Genomic DNA, 26,433 nt, shown 5'->3' with positions numbered 1-26,433 from the left:
GCGTTCACCTCGTTGTCGCGGATGTAAATGTGGATCACCGGTTCACCGTATCTCCGGGCGAAGCGGCTCCGGCACCCGGAGAGGCTGCGGAGGGCGTGGGCGAGCCGACGGTCCGGAGAGCCGCCGCGCCGGGCGAGCCGACCGGCCGGAGAGCGGCCGGGCCGGGCGAGCCGGCGGTCCGGAGAGCGGGCGGGGCGACGGTCCGGAGAGCGGCCGGGGCGGGCTGCGGGGCGGGAGCCGGGCTGCGGCGGCCCCGGTAGACGACGTAGGGACGCCACAGGTAGGCGAGTGGAGCCGACCACACGTGGACCAGGCGGGTGAACGGCCACAGGGCCAGGAACAGGAAGCCGCCGATCGCGTGCAGCTGGAACACGAGAGGAGCGTCGGCCATCAGGGCGGGGTCGGGCTGGAGATAGAAGACGCCACGGAACCAGACGGAGATCGTCTCGCGGTAGTTGTAGCCCTCGCCGAAGAGGTTGATCAGCACGGTTCCGGACATCCCCAGGACGACCATGGCGGCTAGGGACGCGTACAGAATCCGGTCCATGGTCGTGGTGACCCGGCGGATGCGGCCGCTGACGAAACGGCGGGCGATGAGCAGGGCCAGGCCCACCACCAGCATGACTCCGGTGGTCACGCCGCCAGTCACCGACACCAGGTGGTAGGTGTGTTCGTCGATGCCGATCGCGGCGGTGAACGACGCCGGGATGAGCAGACCCATCGCGTGGCCGGCGATCACCCCGAAGGCGCCCAGGTGGAAGAGCGGGGAGCCGAGCCGGAGGAGGCGGTTCTCCAGGATCTGGCTGGTGTGGGTGGTCCAGCCGAACTGGTCGCGACGCCACCGCCACACGTGACCGGCGACGAAGACGGCCAGGCAGGCGTAGGGCAGGACGATCCAGATGAGGGTGTTCATCGCGATACCCCAGAGGAGTGGGTGGGAGTGCAGGAGACGAGGGACATGTCGGGGCCGAGACCGACGGTCTCCTCCGGTGGGCCGTCCACGGCCAGGGAGGTCAGTGCGGCCCGGTCACTGTCCGTGAGCTGCGGGAGGGCGTCACAGACGACGTCGAGGATCAGCGCGTACGGGGTCCGGGCCTCGTGCAGGGCGGCACGTAACAGTTCGATGCCCTGCCGGTGCTGGCGCAGCGGGGCCTCGCCGTCGCCGGGGCCGGCGACGGCGGCGAATTCGAGCACGATCGGCAGCAGGTCGGGCAGGTCACCGTCGGCGATCTGGAGGCCGTGCGCCCGGTACCGCTGTTTGAGCATGAGCAGCGCCATGCCCCGTTTGCGGGTGTCGCCGTGCAGATAGTAGGTGAGGTAGAGCCCGGACCGGCGGCGCAGATCGAACGTCTGCACGTAGTGGCTCTGCGCCTCGATCAGGGTGCCGGTGAGCAGCCAGTCGAGGAACCGCTCGTACTCCTCGACGCCGTCGGCTGCCGCCCGCAGCGCGGGACCGGCGTCGATCAGCTCCCGGTCGGGGTAGGTGAGCAGCAGGGACGCGAGCTGGAACAGGTCGGAACGGTTCATGACCGGCCCCGGCTGGTGGGGTTGAGGTTGAGGCCGCGGCGCCCGTCGGTACGGCGGAACCGGACGTCTTCGGTGATGTGGAATCCGCCGCCGGGCCCGCCTTCGCAGTCCAGCGAGCAGGAGTCCTGGGCGGTGGCCTGGGCTTCGAGGGCGGCGGCGTCCCGGGCGTGGGCGGCGGGGATGACGTACCGCTCGTCGTATTTGGCGATGGCGAGCAGCCGGTACATCGCCTCCACCTGGGCGCCGGTCATGCCGATGCCGTCGAGGAGTTCTTCGGCGACGCTGCCGTCGAGGGTGCGGGCCCGCATGTAGGACCGCATGGCGGCGAGTTTCATCAGCACTCCCCCGGCCACTTCGGTGTCGCCGGCGGTGAACAGCGAGGCCAGGTATTCGACGGGGATCCGCAGGTCCTGGATGGTGTGGAAGATGTCGTCGGCGTCGGTGTCGTCGCGCCCGGCGGCCCCGGCGGCGTCGAGGACCGGTGACAGCGGCGGCACGTACCAGACCATCGGCAGGGTGCGGTATTCCGGGTGCAGCGGCAGCGCGATCCGGTATTCGCTGATCAGCTTCCACACCGGGGAGGCCTGCGCGGCCTGGATCCACTCGTCGGGGTGGCCGGCGTCGCGGGCGGCCTGGACGACTGAGGGGTCGAACGGGTCGAGGAACACCGATCGTTGGGCGTCGAGCAGTTCCGCGTCGGGGACCGAGGCGGCGGCCAGGACGGCGTCCTCGTCGTACCAGAGGATGCCCAGGTAGCGGAGCCGGCCGACGCACGTCTCGGAGCAGATGGTCGGCTGGCCGGCTTCGATGCGCGGGAAGCAGAGGGTGCACTTCTCGGCTTTGCCGGTGGCGTGGTTGACGTAGACCTTCTTGTACGGGCACGCCGACACGCACATCCGCCAGCCCCGGCACCGGTCCTGGTCGACGAGGACGATGCCGTCCTCCTCGCGCTTGTACATGGCCCCGGACGGGCAGGCCGACACGCAGGCCGGGTTGAGGCAGTGTTCGCAGATGCGGGGCAGGTGGAACATGAACGTCTTCTCGAACTCGAACTTGACCTTGTCGGCCAGCCCGGCGAGGTTCGGGTCGCCGGCCATCGAGTCGCCGCCGAGGGAGTCCTCCCAGTTGGCGCCCCAGGTGATCGCCATCGGTTCGCCGGTGAGCGCCGAGTAGGGCTGCTTGACCGGGGTGTCGGTCAGCCCGGCCGGGGCGTTGACCAGGATGTCCTTGTCGAAGGTGGCCGGTTCGTAGTAGTCGTCGATGGTCGGCAGGTCGGGGTTGGCGAAGATCCGGGACAGGCGCTTGACGCGGCCGCCGGAGCGCAGCACCAGCCGGCCTCTGCCGTCCAGTTTCCAGCCGCCCTTCCAGCGTTCCTGGTCCTCGTAGAACTTCGGGTAACCGATGCCGGGTTTGGTCTCGACGTTGTTGAACCAGACGTACTCGGTGCCTTCCCGGTTGGTCCATGTCTGCTTGCACGTGACCGAGCAGGTGTGGCAGCCGATGCACTTGTCCAGGTTCATCACCATGGCGACCTGTGCGCGGATCCGCATCAGTACTCCACCTCCTGCGTACGGCGGCGGATCACGGTGATCTCGTCGCGCTGGCTGCCGATCGGGCCGTAGTAGTTGAAGGCGTAGGTGAGCTGGGCGTGCCCGCCGGCCAGATGACTGGGTTTGATCAGCAGGCGGGTCATCGAGTTGTGGTAGCCGCCGCGCTTCTTCGACTTCTCCGCCTTGGGTACGTTGACCGTCCGCTCCGGCGAGTGGTACTGGAAGACGGTGCCCTCGGGCATCCGGTGGCTGACCACGGCCCGCGCGACGACGACACCGTTGCGGTTGTGGGCCTCGATCCAGTCGTTGTCCCGGATCCCGATCTTGGCGGCGTCCTGGACGCTCATCCAGATCACCGGACCGCCCCGGGACAGCGCGAGCATCAGCTCGTTGTCGTGGTACATCGAGTGGATCGACCACTTGGCGTGCGGGGTGAGGAAGCGGACGGTCACTCCCCCGTCGACGGCTTCGCCGGGTTGCCCGAAATGCCGGGCCATGTTGAGTGGCGGCCGGAACGCGGGGAGCTGTTCGCCCAGTTCGGCGACCCAGTCGTGCTCGACGAAGAAGTGCTGACGGCCGGTGACGGTGTGCCACGGCTTGAGCCGCTCGACGTTGATCGTGAACGGGGAGTAGCGACGGCCGCCCTTCTCCGACCCGGACCACTCGGGGCTGGTGAACACCGGCTGGGGCGCCAGCTGTGTCTCGGCGTACGTGATCCGGTCCTGTTCGTGTCCTTCGATGAGATCCACGAAACCCTGGCCGGTACGTTTCTCCAGCTCGATGAATCCGGCGTGCGCGACCCGGCCGTTGGTGGTTCCGGAGAAGGCGAGGATCGCCTCGCACATCCGGTCGGCGGTGGCGAGTGACGGCCGGCCGTCGATCACGCCGTTCTGGTGTTTGAGGTATTCGACCTCGGCGTTCACATCGACGGTGATCGCCTTGGTGGTGGTGCCGAGCTTGTCCATCAGCGGCCCGACGGTCCGCATCTTGTGCCCGATCCGGGTGTAGTCACGTTCGATCTCGATCAGCTTCGGCATGGTCCGCCCGGGGATCGGGGCGGTCTCGCCGAACTTCCAGTCCCGGACCCGCCCGCCGGGCATGGCCAGTTCGTCCGGGGTGTCGTGCTGCAGCGGCGCCGCGAGCACGTCGGTGCGGACACCCAGGTGCACCTCGGACAGCTCGCTCACCTTGTCGGCGAGAGCCAGGAACGTGTCGTAGTCGGTGTGCGCGTCGGCCGGCGGCTCGACGGCCGGGCTGAACGCGTGCACGAACGGGTGCATGTCGGTGGTCGAGATGTCGTGTTTCTCGTACCAGGTGGCGGCGGGCAGGACCAGGTCGGAGTGCAGACCGGTATTGGTCATCCGGAAGTCCATCGTGGCCAGCAGGTCGAGCTTGCCGGCCGGGGCCTCGTCGCGCCAGGTGACGTCGCGGGGCCGTTCGCCGGGGCCGCACTCGGTGGCGCCGGCCGACGAGTCGACGCCGAGCAGGTGCCGCATGAAGTACTCGTTGCCCTTGCCGGAGGAGCCGAGCAGGTTGGCCCGCCACAGGGTGAGGCAGCGCGGGAAGTTGGCCGGGTCGTCCGGGTCCTCGGCCACCGTGCCCAGCGTCCCGTCCCGCAACGACGCTACGACGTACTCCTGGACCGATTTGCCCGCCATCCGGGCAGAGTCGGAGATGTCCAACGGGTTCCGGTTGAAGAACGGGTGCCCAGGGCTCCACCCCATCCGCTGCGCGGCGGCCACCGTGTCCGCGAATGACATGCCCTTGAACCGCCCGGCGCCCAGCGGGGAAGCGAGCTCGTCGGCCGCTACCCGCTCGTACCGCCACTGATCGGTGTGCAGGTACCAGAACGGCGTCGACGCCTGGTGCCGCATCGGCCGCTGCCAGTCGAAGGCGAAACTCATGTGCTGCTGGCCGGTGACCGGCCGGGCCTTCTCCTGGCCGACGTAGTGCGCCCAGCCGCCCCCGTTCACCCCCTGGCAGCCGGTGAGCGTGACCAGCGAGATGAACGCGCGGTAGGTCATGTCCGAGTGGAACCACTGGTTGGCCCCGGCCCCGAGCACGATCATCGACCGGCCTCTGCTGCGCTCGGCGTTGCGGGCGAACTCCCGGCCGATCCGGGCCGCCAGCGAAGCCGGTACGCCGGTGATCTTCTCCTGCCAGGCCGGCGTGTTCGGCGAGTCGGCGTCGTCGTAGCCGCTCGGCCACTCCCCGGGCAGATCGCCGCGACGCACCCCGTAGGTGGCCATGACCAGGTCGAACACCGTAGTGACCAGGTGCTCGCCGACCCGGCGGACCGGAACGCCGCGCCGGATCGTGGCACCACCCTCGGTGTCACCGATGTCGAACCGGGCCATCTCGATCTCGACCGACTCGTCCCCGTCGATACCGAGGGCCGGCACCACGTCACCGAGGTCGAGGTTCCACCTGCCGGGTTCGGCGTACCGGAAGCCCAGAGATCCGTTGGGCACGACCAGCTCACCGTTCCGGGAGTCGATCAGCACCGTCTGATGCTCGCCCTCGGACGAGCCCAAGTCGGCGGCTGTCAGAAAACGATCAGCCTTGCCGTCGACGATGGTCACCAGGAACGGCAGGTCGGTGAAACGACGGACATAATCATTGAAGTACGGGACCTCGCGCTCGACGAAGAACTCCCGCAGCACCACGTGCCCCATCGCCATCGCCAGGGCCCCGTCCGTACCCGGATGCGGGGCCAGCCAGTCGTCGGCGAACTTCACGTTGTCGGCGTAGTCCGGCGACACCGCGACGACCTTCGTGCCCCGGTATCGGGCCTCGGCGAGGAAGTGCGCGTCAGGCGTACGCGTGACCGGGATGTTGGATCCCCACATCATCAGATAGGTGGCGTTCCACCAGTCGCCGGCCTCGGGCACGTCGGTCTGGTCACCCCAGATCTGCGGCGAGGCGATCGGCAGGTCGGCGTACCAGTCGTAGAAGCTGAGCAGGGTGCCGCCGAGCAGCGCGTGATAGCGGGTGCCGGCCGCGAACGACGCCATCGACATCGCCGGGATCGGCGAGAACCCGACCACCCGGTCCGGGCCGAACGTCTTGACCGTGTAAACGTGCGCGGCGGCCATCAACTCGATCGCCTCGTCCCACGACGCGCGCACGAACCCGCCCCGGCCGCGCTGGGACTTGTAGGCCAGCGCCTTCAGCGGGGTCTCGACGATCTCGGCCCACGCGGCGACCGGGTCACCGAGGCGGTCCCGCGCCTCCCGGAACATCTCGGCCAGAACACCGCGGAGGTACGGGTGACGAACACGCGACGGCGAGTACTCGTACCAGGAGAAACTCGCTCCCCGAGGGCAGCCGCGGGGCTCGTAGTCGGGCGCGTCCGGCCCGGTCGTCGGGTAGTCGGTGGCCTGGTGCTCCCAGGTGATCAGCCCGTCCTTGACGAACACGTTCCACGAGCAGGAGCCGGTGCAGTTGACGCCGTGGGTGGAGCGCACCACCTTGTCGTACTTCCAGCGGTCCCGGTAGAACGAGTCCCACTGGCTGTCGTCGACCTGGTGCAGCGTACGACCGTGGTCGCCGACCGTCGCACGGGTGAGAAAACGCCGTGCCCCCAACAGTTCCTGTGCCACGGTGAAAGTCCTCGACTGGTCGGCGGCCGTCCGGGCGGTCGCCCGGCACCCCTCCACCCTGACCGAGCACAATCGGGTCCCGCCTGGGCCCGGAGTCCGCGGAATTCGGGACCAAGGTCCCCTCAACCAGCGGCGTACAGCCCCGCCAGCTCGGTGCCGATCCGGGCCAGCTCGGCCCGCACCGCCGGCGGTTCCAGGACCTCCACCGCCGAACCCCAGCCACTGAGCGTACGGGCGATGTCCCTCGGTTCCGGCGCGCCGACCCGCACCCGGGCCCGCCCGTCCGGCAGCACTTCCAGCTGCTCACAGTGTGGTCCGAAGTGGTCGCGCAGTACCCAGGCGAACCGTTCCTCGATCAGCAGGACGGCCTTGGTCCGGGCCCGTTTCTCCTCCACCGCGCCGGCCACCTCACGCCACACCTCGTCCAGGTCGAACGTGGACGGCCGCTCGAACGTGGCCCCGGTCGGCTCCAGCCCGGCGAACCGGTCCACCCGGAAGGTGCGGCGGCCCCGCTCGGTGCCGGCGATCAGGTACCAGACGTCGCCCTTGCCGACCACACCCCACGGATCGGCCTCGCGCGGCTCGCCACGGTAGGTGAACCGGACCCGACTACGCTGCACCACCGCCACCTGCAGCCGGTCGACGATCTCCGGGCGGGGCTTGACGTTCGCACCCCAGCCGGCCGGGTCGACGAGGGTGGCCCCGGCGGCGGCCTGCGCGTCGGCACGAAACGGGGCCGGCAGGGCCCGTACCAACTTGCGCAGTGCCGCCCGAACGTCCGGCGAGACCCCCGCGACCGGCCCGGCCAGCAGGAACAACGCCCGCGCCTCGTCGGCCGACAGGCCGCTCAGGTCGGTACGCGCGCCGCCCACCAGCGACCAGCCGCCGTGCCGTCCGGGCTGCGGATAGACCGGGACACCGGCCGCGGACAGCGCCTCCAGATCACGCCGCGCGGTGGCCACCGACACCTCCAGCTCGGCGGCGAGTTCGGCGGCGGTGACCCGGCCGCGGGCCTGCATCAGCAGAAGGGTGGCGACGAGACGGTCAGCGCGCATGCCCCGAGATTGCCAGGAAAAGTGCTCAGAAGGTGAGCACTTAACCGCCGACGCTGTACGCATGACACTTCGCGGATTCACCACGGTGACCTTCTTCGCCGACGACCTGGACGCGGCCCGCGCCTGGTACACCAAGGTGTTCGACGCCGAGCCGTACTTCGTCCGGGAACCGGCCTACCTGGAGTGGCGGGTCGGCGACTACCAGCACGAATTCGGCATCCTGCACACCCGGTTCGCCCCGCACACCCCCGCGCCGGGAGCGCTCGTCTACTGGGCGGTCGACGACGTCGAGGCCTCCTATCAGCGGCTGCTCGACCTGGGCGCGACCGAACACGATCAGCCCACCGAACGCGGCCCCGGCTTCGTGACGGCATCGGTCACCGACCCGTTCGGCAACATCCTCGGCGTCATGTTCAACAAGCATTACCTGGAAGTGCTGGTCAGCCGGTCTTAGCCGCCACCTCGGTACGGGAGGAGACGCCCAGTTTGCGCAGGATGTTGGAGACGTGCACGGCCGCCGTCTTCGGGGAGATGTAAAGGCGGCGCGCCAGCTCGTTGTTGGTCAGCCCGTCACTGATCAGCACCGCCACCTCCCGCTCCCGTGGGGTGAGCGCCGCCGGCCCGGACACCGCCTGTTCCGTTTCGGTCATCCCCAGCCGGGACCGCACCCGGGCCAGCTCCGCCACCCGCCAGCCGCCCCAGTCCGCCAGCAGTGACGCCGCCGCCCCCGCGTGATCGGCGGCCTCGCCGGGACGGCCGGTGGCCAGCAGGCAGCGCGCGACGTTCACGTGCACCGTTCCACGGACCACCGGTCCCAGGATGTGCGCCTCGGCGATGGACAGATAGCCGTCCCGCGCCTCCGCGTGCCGGCCCCGGGACTCGGCGATCTGGGCGTCGACCAGCACCCGGTGGGCATCCCACACCTCGATCTCCAGCAGGGCGCCGGCCAGCCGGTCCATCCGGTCCGGCGCCAGCCCCAGCTCCAGCGCCGCCGAGACCAGGTCGTGCGCCTGCTCGCCACTTCGCCACGCCTGCCCCGGCAGGGCCGCCAGCAACTCGTCCAGGCTGCGCTCGGCGCGCGGCAGATCACCCCGGCGGCAGGCCAGATGGAACTCCAGCCCGGGAATCACCGCCGGCGGATTGTTCGGCACCGCCGCCAGGTCGGTGAGCAGCCGCTCCACCCGGTCCAGCTCGCCGGCCTCCAGGTAGAGACCGGCCAGGAAGACACCGTGGTACTCCGCCCAGCGGCCCCGCCGCCGGTAGTTGCGATCCCGCTCCCGCCCCTCCTCCAGCGCCTCGATCGCCGCGGTCAGATCGCCGGTGCGCAGCGCCAGCCGGGCCCGGCCCCGGTAGTAGGTGGCCACCGCCAGCGACTCGAAACCGGCACGCTCGGCGTTCACCCGCATCCGCTCCAGGGTCGCGGCGTGCTCGGCCGGGGAGGTCGGCGGCTCCCCGTCGACCAGGGCGTGCAGCGCCCGCGCGGCGAGCACCCACTCGCCGGCCGCCTCCGCCTCGCCGACCAGCCCGGACAGGATCCGGCGGCCCTCGACGGTGGTCCGGCCCCGGTCGATCAGCATCGATCCCTTCTCCACCAGGGCGGCCAGCCGCACCCCCGGCAGGTCGAACTCGTCGGCCAGCGCCAGCGCCCGGTCCGCCCACGACACCACCGTGCCGAAGTCGTCACACAGATACGCCGACTGGGCGATAGCGGTCATCGCCCGTGCCTGGTCGGCGCCCGGCGGAAGCGTCGCGACCATCGTCTCGATGTCCCTGGTCAGCGCCGCCATCTCATCCGTCGCCCGGCTCTCCCAGGCCACCCGGACCAGCAGGTAGAGCGACTCGGCCCGCTCCGTCGCGCTGCCGGCCCGGTCACGCCAGCACCGGCCGTAGCGCATCGCGTCGTCGATCAGGCCCGCCAGCCACGCCGACCGGGCCGCCAGAGCCAGCAGCTCCACATCGTCCGGCAGCTCGTCCAGACCCATCTCGGCCAGCTGCAACGCCTGATACGCCGACCCGATCGACAGGTACAGGGCGGCACCCCGCCGGGCCGCCGCGATCATGTCGTCGTACCGTCCGGCCCCCCGCGCGTGATGCGCCACCATCGCCGGATCCGACGACCCACCCCGCAGCAGTACGTCCAACGCCGCCTCGTGCAACCGCCGCCGCTGCCGGCCCAGCATCTGCCCGGCGATCGCCTCCCGGACCAGCGCGTGCCGGAACGCGAACTCGTCCTCCCCCGCCTCCACCAGCACACCCCTGGTCACCAGGTCCCGCAGCACACCGATCAGCTCGTCCTCGCCCGCCCCGGTCACATCGGCGAGCAGATCGAACGGGATCCGGTGACCGAGCACGGTGGCCGCCTCGACGATCCGGTGACTGACCGCCTCCAGGTCGTCGACCTGCCGGCGCAGCACCTCGGCCAGACTCCACGGCAACGGCTGCTCGACCAGCTCCTCCAGCCCCAGACCAGGCAGCGCCCGCAGCAGCTCCTCCAGGAAGAACGGGTTACCGCCGGTCCGGTGATGCAGCGCCGTCGCGGCCCGCAGCGGTGCCGGTGCGCCGGTCGCGGCCGCCAGGAACGCCGCGGTCTGCGACGGCGACAGACGATCCAGCCGTACGTGTGAGACCGTGTGCCGTCGCTCCATCCTCGCCAGCAGTCCCGCCACCGGCTGACGGCGGGTCACCTCCTCCGGCCGGTAGGTGCCGATCAGCAGCCGGGGGCCACGCTGGTCGGCGAGCCGCTCGAACAGGGCCGCGCTCTCCGAGTCCGCCCAGTGCAGATCCTCGAAGACGATCACCGCCGGCGCCTCCCCGATCAGGTCGGCCACCAGCGCCAGGCCGGCGTGCAGGCGCTCGACCGGGCTGAGCCGCGCGTCGGTGAGCCGCCCGGCCTCCTCGCTCACGTCCGTCGCGAAGCCGTCGACGGCGTCCAGCAGCACCTCGTAGGGCCGGGACAGCGACCCCGGCTCGGCCTGCCCGACCAGCACCACCGTCGTCGCCGGCAACGTGGCCAGCAACTCGTGCACCAGCCGGGTCTTCCCGATCCCCGGCTCGCCGGCGATGATCGCGACCGCCGGATCGGGCGACGAAGCGAGCCGCGCCAATCGACGCAGCTCGCTCTCCCGTCCGATCATCACCGGGCCGGCACCGCCGCGGAGGGTTCGCACGACGCCAGGGTACCGGTGGAGCGTCCCCACGCCGCCGGTCCGATACTCGCCGACGCTTCTACCCATGCTGCGGCTCCTCCCCTCGCCGCCCCTCCCTTCTTCGCTCTCCACCGCCGTGCCAGGGTGAACAGCCGGTCCCGGTCCGCGTCGGCGATCAGCTCACGGTTGCGGTCGGCGGCCAGATCCATCAACACGCTCGGGTGTACCAACATGGCCCGTCTCCCATCGTCGTTCCGATGGTTCGATCCTGCGCCCTGAGGTACCACCGCCACATGCGGAGCGGTTCCCTATATTCGCAGTTCAAGACCTACTTATCGGCGGTACGCCGGGGGCCTAGGTATACCTACGAGACGTCCTGGACCGACCGGCTGAGCACACAGAACTCGTTGCCCTCCGGGTCGGCGAGCACCACCCACGACACGTCCGGCCCCTGCCCCACGTCGGCCCGCCGCGCCCCCAGTCCGAGAAGCCGCTCGACCTCCATCTCCTGGGTGGAACCGTCTGCCCGCAGGTCCAGGTGAAGCCGGTTCTTGCCACTCTTGAGCTCCGGAACCCGGACCACGTCAACGGTCAGCCACCCGGCCTCACTGCCGATGGTCAGCACCTCGTCGTCGCGTTCCAGAATCCGCCATCCAAAGACGGCCGTCCAGAACTCAGCAACCCGCTCCGGATCAACAGCGTCGATGGCGATAGTGGCGATACGGCTGGTCATACCTGCTCACATACCCGGCGATCCGCCAGGCTCACCGGTTTCGCCTCGCACCCGGCGATCCGCCAGGCTCACCGGTCGCGCTTTTCGCCCGGTGAGCCCACCCGGCCCTGACCCGCGCCTCACACCCCCTGCCTGCCACCCGGCGTCTCCGCCCGGCCCTGCCCCGCGCCTCTCGGCCCCTCTGCAGTCCACCTCGCGCCCCGCCCAGCCTCTCGCCTCGCGCCCCGCCCAGCCTCTCGCCTCGCGCCCCGCCCAGCCTCTCGCCTCGACTCCAGGCCTTGCGTGTCTCACCTCGCGCCGACCTGTGGTCGAGCCGCCAGCCGGATGCTGCCCGCGCTGGCGGCGACGAAGAGCGCCAGCACCACCGGAATCCACAGCGCGGCGGTCAACCCGACGACAGTCGAGGCGGCGCCGATGGCGATCGGGCCCAGCAGGAACCCGAGATAACCGATACTCACCACGGTCGACAGCGCCTGCCCGGCCCGGCGTGGATCGCTCCCGGCGGCCGCGGTGAAGAACTGCGGGGCCACACACGACAGCCCGAGCCCGAGCAGCCCCCACCCGGCGATCGCGGCGACCGGATGCGCCACCAGCAGTCCGGCACCGAGACCGAACGCGGCGATCAGCCCACTGGCCCGGATCACCGCGAGCGGCCCGAAACGACTGGCGGCCCGGTCCCCCACAAAACGGCCCAGGGTCATCAGGATCGCGAAGGCGGCATACCCATACGCCGCGATGCTCTCCGAAGTGCCCAACTCGTCGTGCAGATGGACCGCGCTCCAGTCGGCGGCCGCACCCTCACCGACTAGCGTGCAGAGCACCACGAACCCGTAGAACACCAGCAGGCCCCGCCGTCCACCCCAACCCGCGCCGCCCGGCCCGCCATCGCCCCGCCCCGCGCCGCCCGGCCCTTTATCGCCCCGCCCCGCGCCGCCCGGCCCGCCATCGCCCCGCCCCGCGCCGCCCGGCCCTTTATCGCCCCGCCCCGCCCCGTTCGGTCCCCTATAGTCCAATCCCACGCCGGCCGGTCCCCCATCATCCGACCTCGCGCCGCCTGGGCCTGGCCGCCCCGGCTCGCCCGCAGCGGGCCCGGTGGCACCCGGCACGGAGCGCAGCACCCAGACGGCAGCCCCAGCCGCCATGATCAGCGCGGCCAGCCCGACAGCCGTCAACGTCAGCCCGACACCCACCCCGGCACGAGCGAAGAAGCTGCCCAGGACCGCACCGAGAAACCCGCCGATGCTGTAGACGGCATGGAACGACGACATGATCGGCCGCCCGGCGGCCCGCTCGACCTCGGCCGCGTTGGCGTTCATCGCGATGTTGAGGGTGCCGTGCACCGCCCCGAAGGCGAACAGCGCGACGCATAGAACCACCAGCCCATCGCTGAACCCCGGTGGGATCAGCAGCAGCCCCTCCAGCAGCGCGGCCGGGATCATCACCCGGGAACTGCCGAACCGGTCGGTCAACCGCCCGATCAGCACCATCCCGCAGATGCACCCGGCGGCGAACGCGAGCAGCGCGATGCTGAGCAGCCCGTCGTCGAGGCCGAGCTTCTCCTTCACCGCCGGGATGCGGGCCGTCCACACGCCCAGAGCCGTCCCGAACAGCAGGAAGACCAGGGAGGTGGCGATCCGGCCACGGCGCACGAGATCCATGCCGCAAACCCTAGTCACCCCCTCTGACAGAATTGCCCCATGTCGATCTATAAATCGATACCCGCCCTGTCGCTGGTGGCGACGAGCCTGGCCGCAGCCTCCGCCGGATGCAGTCCAGCACGGAATCCCACCACGCCGAGCACCCCCGTAGCGAGCGTCCGCACCGACTGCACCGCGTCGATCGACCAGGTGGCCGAGCCCTCCGACGGCTACCGGATCGTCGCCGGGAACGTGGCCCTCCCACCCGGGGACGACTTGCTCGATGCCCTGCCGAACTCCACCGGCGACGGTCCGGTGCGGATGTTCGCCAAGTGGGGCCTGCTGCTCCGCACCGGCTCGACCGCGACGCTGAGCCTGTCCCCGGACTGGGCCGGGCGCGCCCGGATCGGCTGGGGCGGCACCGGCCCGGTCACCACTATCGAACTGACCGCCTGCCCACCCGGGACCGGTGGCGGCGGATGGTCGGTGTTCGCCGGCGGCACGTGGGTGGCCGAGGCCGACTGTGTCCCGATCCACATCGTGTCCGGAAACGAGCAGGCCACGGTGGAGATGTCGGTGGGCGCCGCGTGTGCCCGACCCGGTGGCTGACGCAGGTGCCGGGACCGGTTGCCACTCACATCCGGGACGTCCGTCCCTGCCCGCACGGGCCATCGCCGCACCAGACTCGGCGGCATGATTGAGACACTCCTCGGCCTGGTCGGCGTGGCTCTGCTGGTCGCCGCCCCGATCATGATCTTCCAGGGCGTCAGCGGCCGCCGTAACGTCACCCGTGAGCTCGTCCAGCAGCGTATCTCGTTCCCGCCGTCCGGCCTCCCGGCGGCCCTGTGCGCCTACGCGGGCCGTCCGGTGCGCACCGGCATCGAGGCCCGCGCGTATTCCGATCTGATCGCCGACCACGTGGTCTCGGCGACCGGTGGCCGAACCTACGCGGAGATCTCCGCCGAGGCCCAGAAGAACAAGGGTGACGAGAGTCTCGGCAAGCTGCGGGAGATGGCGTTCATGGGCGAGACCCTGCGCGGTGCGCTACTCGGCGCATATCAGGCATGGCAGGTGACGCTGCTGGTCATCGGCCTGGGAGCGCTGTGCGCGGCGATGGGGGTGGGCTTCCTCGCTCTCGCCCTGCGGTGAGGCGGCGCGGGAACGGCCGCGATCGTCGGCATCGGCGCGGCCTTCCTCGGCGAACCACCGAACACCCCATTCCCTTTCCCGTACGGTCCAGGATCTCCTCAACCGCAACCACTCGTCCCGCGTCGTCCGCGCGAGGCGCTGCCTGGTCCCGGCCGTCAGCGCGACCGCCGGGCGGACGCGTCACTCACCGGACACCCCGTCAAGGCTCGATCAGACCGGCCCGAATCGCATACCTCGTCAGCTCCAGCCGGTCCCGCAGACCCAGTTTCTGCAGCAGGTTGGACCGGTGCCGCTCGACCGTCTTGACACTGATCACCAGCAGGTCGGCGATCTCCTTCGAGGAATGCCCCTCGGCGACGAGTTTCAGCACCTCCTCCTCCCGGTCGGTGATGGCCCGCCCGGATGGGTCCTCCCCGTCGGCGACCCGCTCCAGATAGTTGCGGATCAGGGCGTTGACCGCCCCTGGGTAGAGGAAGGGCTCACCCCGCACCGCCGCCCGGCACGCCTCGACCAGGTCCCGGTCGGCGACCGACTTCAACACGTACCCCGAGGCGCCGGCCTTGAGCGCCTCGAAGAAGTACTGCTCATTGTCATACATCGTCAGGATCAGAATGCGCAGGTCGGGCATCTGCCGGGACAGCTCACGGGCCGCCTGCAGCCCGGTCAGCCGGGGCATGGCGATGTCGAGGATGGCCAGGTCGGGAGTCTCCGCGCGGGCCTGTGCCACCGCCTCGGCCCCGTCGGAAGCCTCGGCGACCACGGTCAGATCGGGCTCGTTGTCGAGGATGAGCCGGACCCCGCGGCGAACCAGCGCGTGGTCGTCGGCCAGCAGGATGCGGGCGGGACTGCCGTCATTCATGGATGGGTTCCTCTCCGCCGAGTGACACACGCAGCATGACCTCCGTGCCCCTCCCGGGGGCGGGCCCCACGGTGAGTTCGGCACCGATCAGAAGAGCACGCTCACGCATGCCCGTGATCCCGGCCCCCTCGGGGGCGGCACCCACGCCGGTGCCGTCGTCACGGATCCGCAGCTCGATCAGGGGCGGACCGGCCGCCGAACCGGGAACGTGCGACAGGCACAGGTTGACCTGACGCGCACCCGAGTGCCGGGCCGTGTTGGTCAGCGACTCCTGCGCCACCCGGTACAGCACCAGTTCCGTGTCCTTTCCAAGATCGGGCAGGTCACCGTCGATATTGCGGCGCACTGTCAACCCGGCCGTGGAGAACTCGCCGGCCAGCGACTTCAGGGCACTGGCCAGCCCCAGCTCCTCGAGGACGCCGGGCCGCAGCCGGCGGGCGATGCGCCGGATCTCGTCGAGGCCGTTGCGGATGGTCTCCTGCACCTGGCGGACCTCGCCGGAGACCGGCTCGGGGGCGTGGTCGGCGACTCGTTTCAGCTCCAGCAGCACGGCTGTGAGGGTCTGCCCCACCTCGTCGTGCAGCTCCTGGGCGATGCGTTTGCGCTCGGCTTCCTGCGCCGACAGCGCCCGGGCGGCGCTGGTGGCGCGTTCGGCCTCAAGGCGGTCGAGCATGGTGTTGAAGCTCCTGATCAGGTCTGCGATGCCGCTGCGGCCGGTGACCGCGAGCCGATGACCAGGACGAAGAAGATCGACCGTGGCCATGGTGCGGGCGACCCGCACCAGCGGGGCGAGCCCCAGCCTCAGCAGGCCGGCGTTGGCGATGAGCATCACCACCAGCACCCCGCTGAGCAGCACCGCCTCGGTCATCAGGACCGGGGCGGACACCGTGAAGGGCCCGAACATGAGGAAGGCGAACGCCACCGTCACGACCGCCGCGTTGAGCAGGAATATCCGCCAGAACAGGGACAACCGCTGTGTTTCTCGCATCATCCCGCCCATCATCACCTCTGTCCGGCCCAGCGTCCCTGATCAGGGCACCGCACGTCCATACGGGCAGCCACCCATTAAAGGTTCGGCTGTCCGCACTAGGAATGGGTGGCTACCCGCACGGGAAATGGAGAGCTGACCGGATGGTCACCGGCGGCACCCCAGACTTGGATTGGGGAGGTGCGGAAAACGAGAGTGGGAGGTGCCGCTATGACACTGGAACGGATCGGTCTGCCCGGAGTCGGCGTGTCCCACCTGCTCACCACCCGGGATGGGGAGCGGCTGGGCATCGTGGCGCGGCCGGACGGTGGCCGGGACATCGCCTTCTACGACCCGGCCGAGCCGGACCGGGTGGCCCGGTCGGTGGTGCTCGGCCCGGATGAGGCCCATCTGGTGGCCGACGTGCTGCACGCGACGGTGACCCTCGACCACGTCGACGGCCCGGCACAGCCCGCGAGCGGGGTGCAGGCGGTCCGGATCCGGGTGCCGGCCGGGTCGGCGTTCACCGACCGGCCGCTGGCGACCCCCCACGGTGTCGAGGTGGTCGCGGTGATCCGTGGGACCCGGGTGCTCCCCCACCCGGACCCCACCCTCAAACTTCTGCCCGACGACGTGCTGATCGCCGTCGGCGGCTCCCCCGCGCTGGCCCGGCTGCACGACCTGCTGGCGGCGCCGTGCTGATCCTGCTCGGAGTGCACCTCGTCGCGGCGGTGCTGGCCCCGGCCCTGGTCCGGGTTTTCGGCGCGCGCGCGTTCTACCTGCTGGCGCTCGTGCCGCTGGCCGTGTTCGGCTGGTCGGTCACCAATGTCGGCGGCCCGCCCCGGGAGTGGGTCGTCCCCTGGGTGCCCGATCTCGGCCTGAGCCTGGCGTTCCGGGTCGACACGCTGTCCTGGCTGCTGGTGGCCCTGGTCGGTGGGGTCGGTGCCCTGGTCCTGGCGTACTGCGCTCGGTATTTCTCCACCGGTGACCCCGGGCTGGGCCGGTTCGCGGCGGTGTTCGTCGGCTTCGGCGGCGCGATGCTGGGCCTGGTGGTCAGCGACGACCTGTTGTTGATGTATGTGTTCTGGGAGCTGACCACGGTCTTCTCCTATCTGCTGATCGGCCACAACGGCACGGCCCGCCCGGGCCGCCGGGCCGCGTTGCAGGCGCTCATCGTCACCACCGCGGGCGGCCTGGCGATGCTGGTCGGCATCGTCATCCTGGGCCAGCACGCGGGCAGCTACCGCTGGTCCGAGATGTCCTCGGCGCTGCCGGAGGGCACCCCGCTGGTAGTGGCCGTGGTGCTGATCCTGGCCGGTGCGCTCTCCAAGTCGGCGATCTTCCCGGTCAGCTTCTGGCTGCCGGCCGCGATGGCCGCGCCCACCCCGGTCAGCGCCTATCTGCACGCGGCCGCCATGGTCAAGGCCGGGGTCTTCCTGGTGGCCCGGTTCGCCCCGGCGATCGTCGCCGCGGGCGGCACCGCCGCGGTGACCTGGCAGGCCCTGGCCGTCGGGCTGGGGCTGGTCACCATGCTCATCGGCGGCTGGACCGCGCTGTTCCAGCACGACCTGAAACTGCTCTTGGCGTACGGCACGGTCAGCCAGCTGGGCCTGCTGACCGCGGTGCTCGGCTTCGGCACCCCGGAGATGGCTCTCGCCGGGGTGGCGATGCTGCTCGGGCACGCGCTGTTCAAGGCCGCGCTGTTCCTGATCGTGGGGGTCGTCGACAAGACGACCGGCACCCGTGACCTGCGGCAGCTCAACGGGCTGGGCCGGCGCGCCCCGGTGCTGCTGGCCGCCGCGGTGCTGGCGGCCGCGTCGATGGCGGGCCTGCCCCCGGCGATCGGTTTCGTCGCCAAGGAGGCGGTGTTCGCCGCGCTGCTCGACTCCGGGACCACCGGCTGGATCGTGCTGGCGGGCGTGGTGGCCGGTTCGGTCATGACGGTGGCCTACACGACCCGGTTCCTGTGGGGCGCCTTCGCCGACAAGGGTGGCGAGCGGACCGAGCCCGAGCGGGCCGGCTCCCTGCTGTTCGCGCCGGTCGTGCTGGCGGTCGCCGGTGTCGGGGCCGGTGTCGCGGCGGGGGCCGTCGATCACCTTCTGGCGCCGTACACCGATGAGTTCTGGAACGGCCCGGCCACCGCCCACCTGGCGCTGTGGCACGGACTCGGTGTGCCGCTGCTGCTGTCGGTCCTGGTGGTGGCCGGTGGTCTCGCGCTGTTCCGGCTGATGCCGGCCGGCAAGGCCGGGCCGAAACCCGGCGGCGGGGTGTACGAGCGGATCATGACCGGGATGGACCGGCTCGCCGTCGAGGTGACCGGTGCGACCCAGCGCGGCTCGCTGCCGTTCTATCTGGCGACGATCCTGGTCGTGCTGATCGCGACGGCGGGCCCGGCGATGATCGCCGGCTGGCCGTCCGGGGCGGAGTTCCGTCTCTGGGACACCCCGCTGCACCTGCTGCCGGTGGCCGTCTCGGTGGTCGCCGCGATCTTCGCGGTGCCGGCCCGGCGGCGGCTGACCGCGGTGATCCTGGTCGGCATCACCGGTTACGCCAACGCCGGCATCTTCCTGCTGCACGGCGCGCCCGACCTGGCACTGACCCAGTTCCTGGTGGAGACGGTCACGCTGGTCATGGTGGTGCTGGTGCTGCGGCGGCTGCCGAGCCACTTCTCGCAGCGGCCGGGATCGTGGCGGCGCCGGGTCCGGGTCGGGATCGGCCTGGCCGTCGGCACGGTGATGGCCGGTGTCGGCTACCTCGCGGTCGCGGCCCGGCAGGCGGTCCCGATCTCGATCGACTTCCCGGAGCTGGCGGTCACCTACGGCGGCGGCACCAACGTCGTCAACGTGATCCTGGTCGACATCCGCGCCTGGGACACCATGGGTGAGATCGCCGTGCTGGTCGCGGTCGCCACCGGCGTGGCCAGCCTGACCTTCCGGCACGCCGGTGAGCTGCACCGGCGTGGCCCGGTCGGCACCCCGACTGATCCGCCACCGGGTGAGCCGGTGTGGCTGATGGCCGGGCACACGCTGGAGGCCGGCCGCCGTTCGACCATGCTGGAGGTGGTCACCCGGCTGCTGTTCCACGTGATCATCCTGCTCTCCGTCTATCTGCTCTTCACCGGCCACAACACCCCGGGTGGTGGTTTCACCGGCGGGCTGGTGGCCGGGCTGGCACTGACCGTGCGCTATCTGGCCGGTGGCCGATTCGAGCTGGCCGCCGCGGCTCCGGTGGACGCCGGCGCGGTGCTCGGCGCGGGACTGCTGACCGCGGTCGGCACCGGTGTGGGCGCGCTCGTGCTGGGTGGCGAGGTCCTCCAGAGCGCGATCATCGACCTGCACATCCCGCTGCTCGGTCACCTGCATCTGGTCACGTCGGCCCTGTTCGACATCGGGGTCTACCTGATCGTCGTCGGCCTGGTGCTGGACGTGTTGCGCAGCCTCGGCGCGGAGATCGACAGGCACGCCCAGCCCACTGTCCCGACACACGAGAAGCGGCCTCAGGAGGAACTGGTATGAGACCGAGCGTCGTGTTGCTGATCGCGGTCGGCGTGTTGTTCGCCGCCGGCACGACCCTGTTGCTGGAACGCACCCTGACCCGGGTGCTGCTCGGCGTGATGCTTCTCGGCAACGGCGCCAACCTGCTGGTGCTGACCGCCGCCGAGGCGGGCGCGCCACCGATCGTGGGCACCGCCGACCCGTCCGAGATGACCGATCCGCTGCCGCAGGCGATGATCCTGACGGCCATCGTGATCACCCTCGGGATGACCGCGTTCCTGCTCGCCGTCGCCTACCGCAGCTGGCGCCTGTCCGGCCACGACGAGGTGCAGGACGACGCCGAGGACCGCCGCGTGCGGGAACTGGCCGAACGCGACGAGGGCTCGGACGCCGAAGAGGCCGACGCCGAGGAGACCGACAGCGAGCCCGAGACCGAGGGGGCCCGCCGATGACCTGGCTCGTGCCCCTGCCGGTGATGATGCCGCTGATCGGCGCGGCCGCCACCCTGCTGATGTTCCGGCGCCCCCGGGTGCAACGGGTGATCAGCGTGAGCGTGCTGGTCGCCACCCTGGCCGTGTCCGCGTTCCTGCTGGTCCTGTCGGCCAACGGCCCGCTGGTCGTGGCGGTCGGCGGCTGGCCGGTGCCCCTCGGGATCGTGCTGGTCGCCGACCAGCTCGCCACCCTGATGCTCGTCGTCTCCGCCGCGGTGACCCTGTGCGTGCTGCTCTACTCGATCGGTCAGGGCGGCGCGGACGGTGACGAGGAGAACCCGCTCTCGGTGTTCCACCCCACCTATCTGATCATGACCGCCGGGGTGACCAACGCGTTCCTCTCCGGTGACCTGTTCAACCTGTACGTCGGCTTCGAGATCCTCCTCGCCGCCAGCTACGTGCTGATCACCCTGGGCGGGACCGAGACCCGGATCCGCGCCGGTACGACGTACGTGGTGGTCAGTCTGCTCTCCTCGGTCATCTTCCTGAGCGGGATCGGCCTGGTCTACGCCTCGACCGGCACGCTGAACATGGCGCAGCTGGTGGAGCGGCTGGACGCCCTGCCGGACGGCACCCGGATGGTGCTGCAGGGCATGCTGCTACTGGCGTTCGGCATCAAGGCGGCGATCTTCCCGCTGTCGGCCTGGCTGCCGGACAGCTATCCGACCGCACCGGCTCCGGTCACCGCGGTGTTCGCGGGCCTGCTCACCAAGGTCGGCGTCTACGCGATCATCCGCACCGAGACGCTGCTGTTCCCCGGCGGCCGTGTCGGTGACCTGCTGATGCTGGCCGCGCTGTCGACCATGGTGGTCGGCATCCTCGGTGCGGTGGCTCAGTCCGACATCAAACGGTTGTTGTCGTTCACCCTGGTCAGCCATATCGGCTACCTGCTCTTCGGGGTGGGTCTGGCGTCCCGTGCCGGGATCGCGGCGGCGGTGTTCTACACGTTGCACCACATCGTCGTGCAGACGACGCTGTTCCTGGTCACCGGCCTGATCGAACGCCGTGGCGGCAGTACCGCCCTGGACCGGCTGGGTGGTCTCGCCCGGACCGCTCCGGTGCTGGCCGTGCTGTTCTTCCTGCCGGCGCTCAACCTGGCGGGGATCCCACCGTTCTCCGGGTTCCTCGGCAAGCTCGGGCTGATCCAGGCCGGTGTGGCCGACGGCAGTGTGCTGTCCTGGATGCTGGTGGCGGGTTCGGCGATCACCAGCCTGCTCACGCTGTACGCGCTGGCCCGGGTCTGGAACCTGGCGTTCTGGCGCAGCCCGCCGGAGAGCGTGCCGGCGGCGCCGCTGAAGTCGCCGAAGCTGATGGTCTCGCCGACTGCCGCACTGGTCATCGCGGGCACCGCGATCACCCTGGCCGCCGGTCCGCTGTACGCACTGTCCGACAGCGTCGCCGGTGACCTGCTGGCCCGTACGCCCTACGTCGAGGCGGTGCTGCCGTGATCGCCCGCGCCCGAGATCGTTTCCTGGCGCTGGTCGCCCTGACCGTGACGTGGATGCTGTTGTGGGGCGTGTTCTCCTGGCTGACGTTCGCCGGTGGGCTGCTCGTGTCCGCGCTGGTGCTGGCGGTGTTCCCGCTGCCGCCGGTGACGTTCGCGGGCCGGTTGCGGCCGGCCGGCCTGTTCCGGTTCGCGATCCGGTTCATGACCGACCTGGTGGTGGCCAGCGCCCAGCTCGCCTGGACGGCCATCGGCTCCCGGCGGGTGCCGCACAGCGCGGTGCTCGCGGTCCGGCTGGCGGTGCGCTCCGACCTCAACCTGACGCTGTGCGCCGAGGCGGTGTCGCTGGTGCCGGGCAGTCTGATCGTGGACATGGACCGGGCCGAAGGCATCCTCTACATCCACGTCTTCGACGTGCACAGCCCCGAGGACACCGAGAAGTTCCGGCAGGACGTCCGCGACGTCGAGGAGCGGATCATCCGGGCGGTCGGCTCGGACACCGAGATCGCCCTGCTCACCCACCTCGGCGCGGAGCGGTCGGCCGTTCCCGCCGGACTCGGCGAAGGGGGACCGAAATGATCGTCATCGCAGTGGTGGTGGCGGTGTTCCTGGCCGCCGCCGCCGGCATGGCCCTGGTCCGGATCATCCGCGGCCCGTCGACTCTGGACCGGATCGTCGGCACCGACGTGCTGCTGGCCATCACGGTCGGTGCGATCGCCACCGAGGTCGCCTACAGCCGCGACGCGACGGGCCTGCCGATCCTGCTGGGCCTGTCCCTGCTCGGCGCCGTCGGCTCGATCGCGGTCGCCCGCTTCGCCGACCCGGCCGCCCGCCGGGCCGGCGCCACCACCGGCGCGTTCGCCGTGTCCGCTCCATACACGTCGCCCGGCGACAACGCTTCGGCGGACGCCGTCTCCGGCAGCAACGGTTCCGCGGACGCCACCGGCCCGGCCGCTGCGTCCGGAGACCGTTCAGGCTCCGGGCCGAGCCAGACGTCCGCGCCGAAACCCGTGGTGCTCGACTCCGGGCTGGGCGACGCCGCAAACCCGGACCCGGGCAGCTCGCCCCCGCCCGAACCCGGCGCCACCCCACTCTCGGGCACCGACGACCCACCATCGGCCGGTCTGGACACCACCGCATCCGCGCGGGAGGACGAAGCACCCGGTGATGACCGTGACGACTCGGAGAAGGGCGGCCGGGCATGACGCTGACCGGAGTTCTGGACACCATCGCCGGTGCGTGCCTGATCGGCGGCGCGCTGCTCAGTCTGGCCGCGGGTGTCGGTCTGCTGCGCTTCCCGGACCTGCTGTCACGCATGCACGCGGCCACCAAGCCACAGGTCCTCGGCCTGCTGCTGATCCTGGCCGGGACGGCGATCCGGTTGGGCACGGTCGTGGACATCACCACGCTCGTCCTGGTCGGCATCTTCCAGCTGGTCACGGCTCCGGTAGCGGCCCACATGGTCGGGCGGACCGCCTACCGCGCCGGCCTGTTCCGCCGCGACCTGCTGATCGCCGATGAGCTGGCCACCTCCCGCCACTCCCCGAGTGACACCCCGCCGGACAACGGCTCCCGGTAGCCGGCTTCTCCGGAAAGCAATCCCCGGTGACGTTCCACGGCGCTCGCTCAGCCTCGGCCCTCGCCCGCGCTGCCTGTCCCCAGCGATTCCGGTCGGCGGGGACGGGCATGTCTGAACCGGCGCCGGGCGTGCATGATCGTCACCGTGCTGCTGATATCGATCGTGGCGGGCCCGATGTTCCTGCTGTGGCTGTTCATGTCACGGCTGTCCGGGGTCCGGTGGACGGTCGGCGCGGTCCTCGCGTCACTGAGCGTCCTCGGCGGCCTGCTGGCGCTGTGGCAGCCGCGCGCATTGTGGGAGATCCTGATCGCCGTCGTGGTGCTCGGCAGCTCGTCGGTCATCACCGGCCGGTGGACGGAGCGACGGCGCGTGGGCCGGGCTCCGGTTCGGTGGTCCGCCAACCTGTTCGCCGGGTGGCTTCTGATCGTGCTGTGTGGGCTGGGTGTGCTGCTGCGACCGGGCCCGTTCGTCCCGGCGACGGATCTGGTGCTGCCCCTGCCGGACGGCCTGACGGCCACTCCCTCGTCCAGCGAGGAGGGGATCTGCGGCTCCGGCTCGTGCACCCGGACGATCACCGTGACCGGCCGCCCCGGACAGTCCGGAGCCGACCTGCTGAGTGAGGTGCGCGCCCACCTCCAGGTGCGTGGACTGCCGGATCAGGCCTGCCGGCCGATGGGCTGGCTGCTCGACACGAGCGCCACGTGCGTCGAGTTGTCGACGTCGGACACCGCGGTGACGATCGCTCTGTCCGGTGCGCGGAGTGCCCCGGGCAGATAGGCCGTTCGGTCTCCTCGAAGAGCCGCCGGGATGAGTCCACTATCGATCGATCAGCCAACTTGATCATGAAACATATGATCAACTACCGTCTCGCTGTGTGATTTCTGTGCGAATTGCCACTGTTGTGCTCACCGGTGTTTCGATGATGGGTCTGGCCGCGTGCGGGGGCGGCGACGAGGCCACGTCGGGCGCCGCCGCGCCGGCTGCGACCACCACCTCCGCTGCGGCGCCCGCCGCCACCGAGGCCGCCCCCGCCGCCGACGCGCCCGATGACAAGGCCGTCTGTGAGGCCGCGAACAAGGCGAGCGACTCCCTCAAGAAGGCCATGCTCACCCTGATGCAGAACGGTGCCGAGGACCTCCCGCCCTCCGACATGAAGCTGCTGCTGACCGATTTCGCCAAGAGCCTGAACGAGGCGGCCGGCAGCTCGGACAGCAAGGCCGGCGCGGCCGTCAAGCTCATCGCCACCCAGTCGACCGAGGCCGCCGCAGCCGCCGACCCGTCCAAGGCCCTGGACGAGGACGCGGCGACGAAGGCCGGCAAGGACCTCAACGCGGCCTGCAAGGCGGCCGGCGTCACCACCAACTTCTGAGTCCGATGATGACGTCCCGGCGCATGATCCGCGCCGGGACGTCCCGTTTCCGGGGGCACCCGCCTCAGGAGGCGGAGAACAGCGGCGTGCTCAGATAGCGCTCACCGGTGTCCGGCAGGATGACCACGATGGTCTTGCCGACGTTCTCGGCGCGCCAGGCCAGCTCGCGCGCGGCGTGCAGTGCGGCACCGCTGGACACCCCGGCCAGGATCCCCTCGGTACGGGCGAGCTGCCGGCCGGCCTCCCGCGCCTGCTCGACGTCCACCCGTACCACCTCGTCGTAGATCGTCGGGTCCAGCACCTCGGGCACGAACCCGGCACCGATGCCCTGGATCCCGTGCGGTCCCGACTCTCCGCCGGACAGCACCGGCGACTCGGCCGGCTCGATCGCGTAGACCTTCAGCTCGGGACGCTTCTCCTTGAGGATCTGACCGACTCCGGTCAGCGTCCCCCCGGTGCCCACCCCGCCCACGAACAGGTCGATCTGCCCGTCGGTGTCGTTCCAGATCTCCAGTGCCGTCGTACGCCGGTGCATGTCCGGGTTGGCCGGATTGTCGAACTGCATCGGCAGCCAGGCCCGCTGCTCCTCGGCGATCTCCAGAGCCTTCTTGACGGCGCCCTTCATACCCTCGGCCGCGGGGGTCAGGACGAGTTTCGCGCCGTACGCCAGCAGCAGCGCCCGTCGCTCCGCGCTCATGCTGTCCGGCATCGTGAGGGTGAGCCCGTACCCGCGGGCCGCGGCCACCAGGGCCAGCCCGATGCCGGTGTTCCCACTGGTCGCCTCCACGATCTTGGAACCGGGGCGCAGTTCCTCAGTGGCCTCGGCGGCCTCGATCATGGCCAGCGCGATCCGGTCCTTGACACTGCCGCCGGGGTTGGCGGACTCGAGTTTGGCGATCAGCCGAGCCGGCAGGCCCGGTTCGAAACGGCTCAGCCGCACCATCGGGGTCCGGCCGATCAGCTCGGTGACATCGCTGTAGATCATTTCCTCGCTCCTGTGTTGACACCGGCGGTGGTGGTGAGATGGTTCTCCGAAGCTGACGGGACAGGCACGGGTTCGGCGGCAGGCGCCCGCAACCGGGCACCCGCGGGCACATCGGAGAACACCAGGGCGAGCGCGCCGATCTCCGCATCGTCCCCGATCCGGACCGGGCCGAGAATCGTGGCGCCCACCCCCAGCACCACCCGGTCGCCGACCTCCGGATGCCGGCGGCTGCCCTTCGCATCCCGCTGCCAGCCCCGGCCTCCGAGAGTGACCTGGTGATACATGGTGACGTCGTCGCCGATTCGCGCCGTCTCACCGATGACGACACCCGCGCCGTGGTCGATGAACAGGCGTCTGCCGATCACCGCGCCCGGATGTATCTCGATCCCGGTGAACAGCCGCATCAGCTGGGACACCAGACGGGGCAGGAACGGGACGCGGGCGCGGTGCAGCAGGTGGGCTATTCGATGACCCCAGAGCGCCCACAGCCCGGGATAGAGCAGTACTTCGGCCACCGCCGGCCCATACAGGGCGGGGTCACGCCGGCAGTAGGCGCGGATGTCTTCCAGCACGGGTCTTCCTCAGGTGACGAGTGGGCGGAGGCGGGAACAACGCCGGCCCCGGCCAGGGCAACCGTGACACACCGGCCCAGGGCCGCCGGAGGCGGGGCGTTTCAGAAGCGCGGGCTGGGACAGCGCTCGTCGAACACCCGTCGCACGTGCGGGCCCGCCATCGGCACGGCGAACCGGTAACCGGCCAACCGTCGCTGGGACTCCCGCTCACTCATACCGGCCAGGCTAGCCGATCACCGGCGGGCCGTTCAGGGGCCGTAGGGCCCGGCCGTAG

The 26,433-nt window shown here is 70.7% G+C and carries 24 protein-coding genes; 12 read left to right on the top strand and 12 right to left on the bottom strand.

Annotated elements, in window-relative coordinates; genetic code table 11:
• Positions 1–34 precede the first annotated feature (34 nt).
• The 5 genes from narI to ACQ0O7_RS16215 form a co-directional block, all read right to left on the bottom strand.
• Entirely contained in the window at positions 35–913 is an 879-nt protein-coding gene (gene narI, locus ACQ0O7_RS16235) for a respiratory nitrate reductase subunit gamma (protein ID WP_430782893.1), read from the bottom strand.
• Complete coding sequence (gene narJ / locus ACQ0O7_RS16230) at positions 910–1,527, bottom strand: nitrate reductase molybdenum cofactor assembly chaperone (RefSeq protein WP_430782892.1); 618 nt, start codon at positions 1,525–1,527, stop codon at positions 910–912. Before narJ ends, narI begins: the two co-directional genes overlap by 4 nt.
• Positions 1,524–3,077, bottom strand: coding sequence for a nitrate reductase subunit beta (gene narH, locus ACQ0O7_RS16225; RefSeq protein ID WP_430782891.1), 1,554 nt, complete (start codon positions 3,075–3,077; stop codon positions 1,524–1,526). The genes narJ and narH overlap by 4 nt, the downstream gene beginning before the upstream one ends.
• Positions 3,077–6,667 (bottom strand): nitrate reductase subunit alpha, encoded by a 3,591-nt coding sequence (locus tag ACQ0O7_RS16220; protein ID WP_430782953.1) that lies wholly within the window; start codon positions 6,665–6,667, stop codon positions 3,077–3,079. Before ACQ0O7_RS16220 ends, narH begins: the two co-directional genes overlap by 1 nt.
• 134 nt (positions 6,668–6,801) lie before the next feature.
• Positions 6,802–7,734, bottom strand: coding sequence for a helix-turn-helix transcriptional regulator (locus ACQ0O7_RS16215; RefSeq protein WP_430782890.1), 933 nt, complete (start codon positions 7,732–7,734; stop codon positions 6,802–6,804).
• A 61-nt stretch (positions 7,735–7,795) separates the two neighbouring features.
• Here ACQ0O7_RS16215 and ACQ0O7_RS16210 point away from each other — a divergent pair, with 61 nt between their 5' ends.
• A complete protein-coding gene (locus ACQ0O7_RS16210; RefSeq protein WP_430782889.1) occupies positions 7,796–8,188 on the top strand; it encodes a VOC family protein in 393 nt (130 codons plus the stop codon).
• On the opposite strand, the gene ACQ0O7_RS16205 is transcribed toward ACQ0O7_RS16210, so the two are convergent.
• The 3 genes from ACQ0O7_RS16205 to ACQ0O7_RS16195 all read right to left on the bottom strand — a co-directional run bounded on the left by ACQ0O7_RS16205 (position 8,175) and on the right by ACQ0O7_RS16195 (position 13,271).
• Positions 8,175–10,901 carry an ATP-binding protein gene (locus tag ACQ0O7_RS16205; RefSeq protein ID WP_430782888.1) on the bottom strand — a complete coding sequence of 909 codons (2,727 nt, stop codon included), beginning with the start codon at positions 10,899–10,901 and terminating at the stop codon, positions 8,175–8,177. The two genes, ACQ0O7_RS16210 and ACQ0O7_RS16205, sit on opposite strands and share 14 nt — an antisense overlap.
• A gap of 343 nt (positions 10,902–11,244) precedes the next feature.
• Positions 11,245–11,613, bottom strand: coding sequence for a VOC family protein (locus ACQ0O7_RS16200; protein ID WP_430782887.1), 369 nt, complete (start codon positions 11,611–11,613; stop codon positions 11,245–11,247).
• A 287-nt stretch (positions 11,614–11,900) separates the two neighbouring features.
• Positions 11,901–13,271, bottom strand: a complete 1,371-nt coding sequence (locus ACQ0O7_RS16195; RefSeq protein ID WP_430782886.1) for an MFS transporter — start codon at positions 13,269–13,271, stop codon at positions 11,901–11,903.
• Positions 13,272–13,310: 39 nt separating this feature from the next.
• Here ACQ0O7_RS16195 and ACQ0O7_RS16190 point away from each other — a divergent pair, with 39 nt between their 5' ends.
• Both ACQ0O7_RS16190 and ACQ0O7_RS16185 read left to right on the top strand, forming a co-directional pair.
• Entirely contained in the window at positions 13,311–13,859 is a 549-nt protein-coding gene (locus tag ACQ0O7_RS16190) for a hypothetical protein (RefSeq protein ID WP_430782884.1), read from the top strand.
• Between the two features lie 84 nt (positions 13,860–13,943).
• Positions 13,944–14,399: a hypothetical protein gene (locus ACQ0O7_RS16185; RefSeq protein WP_430782883.1), complete on the top strand. Its 456-nt coding sequence runs from the start codon at positions 13,944–13,946 to the stop codon at positions 14,397–14,399.
• Positions 14,400–14,598: 199 nt separating this feature from the next.
• On the opposite strand, the gene ACQ0O7_RS16180 is transcribed toward ACQ0O7_RS16185, so the two are convergent.
• Both ACQ0O7_RS16180 and ACQ0O7_RS16175 read right to left on the bottom strand, forming a co-directional pair.
• Positions 14,599–15,258 (bottom strand): response regulator, encoded by a 660-nt coding sequence (locus ACQ0O7_RS16180; RefSeq protein ID WP_430782882.1) that lies wholly within the window; start codon positions 15,256–15,258, stop codon positions 14,599–14,601.
• Positions 15,251–16,249, bottom strand: a complete 999-nt coding sequence (locus ACQ0O7_RS16175; RefSeq protein ID WP_430782881.1) for a sensor histidine kinase — start codon at positions 16,247–16,249, stop codon at positions 15,251–15,253. The genes ACQ0O7_RS16180 and ACQ0O7_RS16175 overlap by 8 nt, the downstream gene beginning before the upstream one ends.
• 207 nt (positions 16,250–16,456) lie before the next feature.
• Here ACQ0O7_RS16175 and ACQ0O7_RS16170 point away from each other — a divergent pair, with 207 nt between their 5' ends.
• The 9 genes from ACQ0O7_RS16170 to ACQ0O7_RS16130 all read left to right on the top strand — a co-directional run bounded on the left by ACQ0O7_RS16170 (position 16,457) and on the right by ACQ0O7_RS16130 (position 24,602).
• Positions 16,457–16,927, top strand: coding sequence for a cation:proton antiporter regulatory subunit (locus tag ACQ0O7_RS16170; protein WP_430782880.1), 471 nt, complete (start codon positions 16,457–16,459; stop codon positions 16,925–16,927).
• On the top strand, positions 16,921–19,740 hold the full coding sequence (locus ACQ0O7_RS16165; protein WP_430782879.1) for a Na+/H+ antiporter subunit A: 2,820 nt from the start codon (positions 16,921–16,923) through the stop codon (positions 19,738–19,740). The genes ACQ0O7_RS16170 and ACQ0O7_RS16165 overlap by 7 nt, the downstream gene beginning before the upstream one ends.
• Positions 19,737–20,171: a Na(+)/H(+) antiporter subunit C gene (locus ACQ0O7_RS16160; RefSeq protein WP_430782878.1), complete on the top strand. Its 435-nt coding sequence runs from the start codon at positions 19,737–19,739 to the stop codon at positions 20,169–20,171. Before ACQ0O7_RS16165 ends, ACQ0O7_RS16160 begins: the two co-directional genes overlap by 4 nt.
• A complete protein-coding gene (locus tag ACQ0O7_RS16155; protein ID WP_430782877.1) occupies positions 20,168–21,658 on the top strand; it encodes a Na+/H+ antiporter subunit D in 1,491 nt (496 codons plus the stop codon). The genes ACQ0O7_RS16160 and ACQ0O7_RS16155 overlap by 4 nt, the downstream gene beginning before the upstream one ends.
• Positions 21,655–22,233 (top strand): Na+/H+ antiporter subunit E, encoded by a 579-nt coding sequence (locus ACQ0O7_RS16150; protein ID WP_430782876.1) that lies wholly within the window; start codon positions 21,655–21,657, stop codon positions 22,231–22,233. The genes ACQ0O7_RS16155 and ACQ0O7_RS16150 overlap by 4 nt, the downstream gene beginning before the upstream one ends.
• Positions 22,230–22,859 (top strand): monovalent cation/H+ antiporter complex subunit F, encoded by a 630-nt coding sequence (locus ACQ0O7_RS16145; RefSeq protein WP_430782875.1) that lies wholly within the window; start codon positions 22,230–22,232, stop codon positions 22,857–22,859. Before ACQ0O7_RS16150 ends, ACQ0O7_RS16145 begins: the two co-directional genes overlap by 4 nt.
• Entirely contained in the window at positions 22,856–23,233 is a 378-nt protein-coding gene (mnhG, locus tag ACQ0O7_RS16140) for a monovalent cation/H(+) antiporter subunit G (protein ID WP_430782874.1), read from the top strand. The genes ACQ0O7_RS16145 and mnhG overlap by 4 nt, the downstream gene beginning before the upstream one ends.
• Positions 23,234–23,377: 144 nt before the next feature.
• The gene (locus ACQ0O7_RS16135) at positions 23,378–24,010 is read left to right on the top strand and encodes a hypothetical protein (protein ID WP_430782873.1); all 633 of its coding nucleotides are present in this window, start codon (positions 23,378–23,380) and stop codon (positions 24,008–24,010) included.
• A gap of 142 nt (positions 24,011–24,152) precedes the next feature.
• Positions 24,153–24,602 carry a hypothetical protein gene (locus ACQ0O7_RS16130; RefSeq protein WP_430782872.1) on the top strand — a complete coding sequence of 150 codons (450 nt, stop codon included), beginning with the start codon at positions 24,153–24,155 and terminating at the stop codon, positions 24,600–24,602.
• A 64-nt stretch (positions 24,603–24,666) separates the two neighbouring features.
• Here ACQ0O7_RS16130 and cysK read toward each other — a convergent pair whose 3' ends face one another.
• Positions 24,667–25,587 carry a cysteine synthase A gene (gene cysK / locus ACQ0O7_RS16125; protein WP_430782871.1) on the bottom strand — a complete coding sequence of 307 codons (921 nt, stop codon included), beginning with the start codon at positions 25,585–25,587 and terminating at the stop codon, positions 24,667–24,669.
• Complete coding sequence (gene epsC, locus ACQ0O7_RS16120; protein WP_430782870.1) at positions 25,584–26,159, bottom strand: serine O-acetyltransferase EpsC; 576 nt, start codon at positions 26,157–26,159, stop codon at positions 25,584–25,586. The genes cysK and epsC overlap by 4 nt, the downstream gene beginning before the upstream one ends.
• Positions 26,160–26,433 lie beyond the last annotated feature (274 nt).

The sequence above is a fragment of the Actinoplanes sp. G11-F43 genome (genome assembly GCF_050589265.1).
GTDB lineage: Bacteria > Actinomycetota > Actinomycetes > Mycobacteriales > Micromonosporaceae > Actinoplanes.
This window is presented reverse-complemented; position numbering and strand designations above follow the sequence as displayed.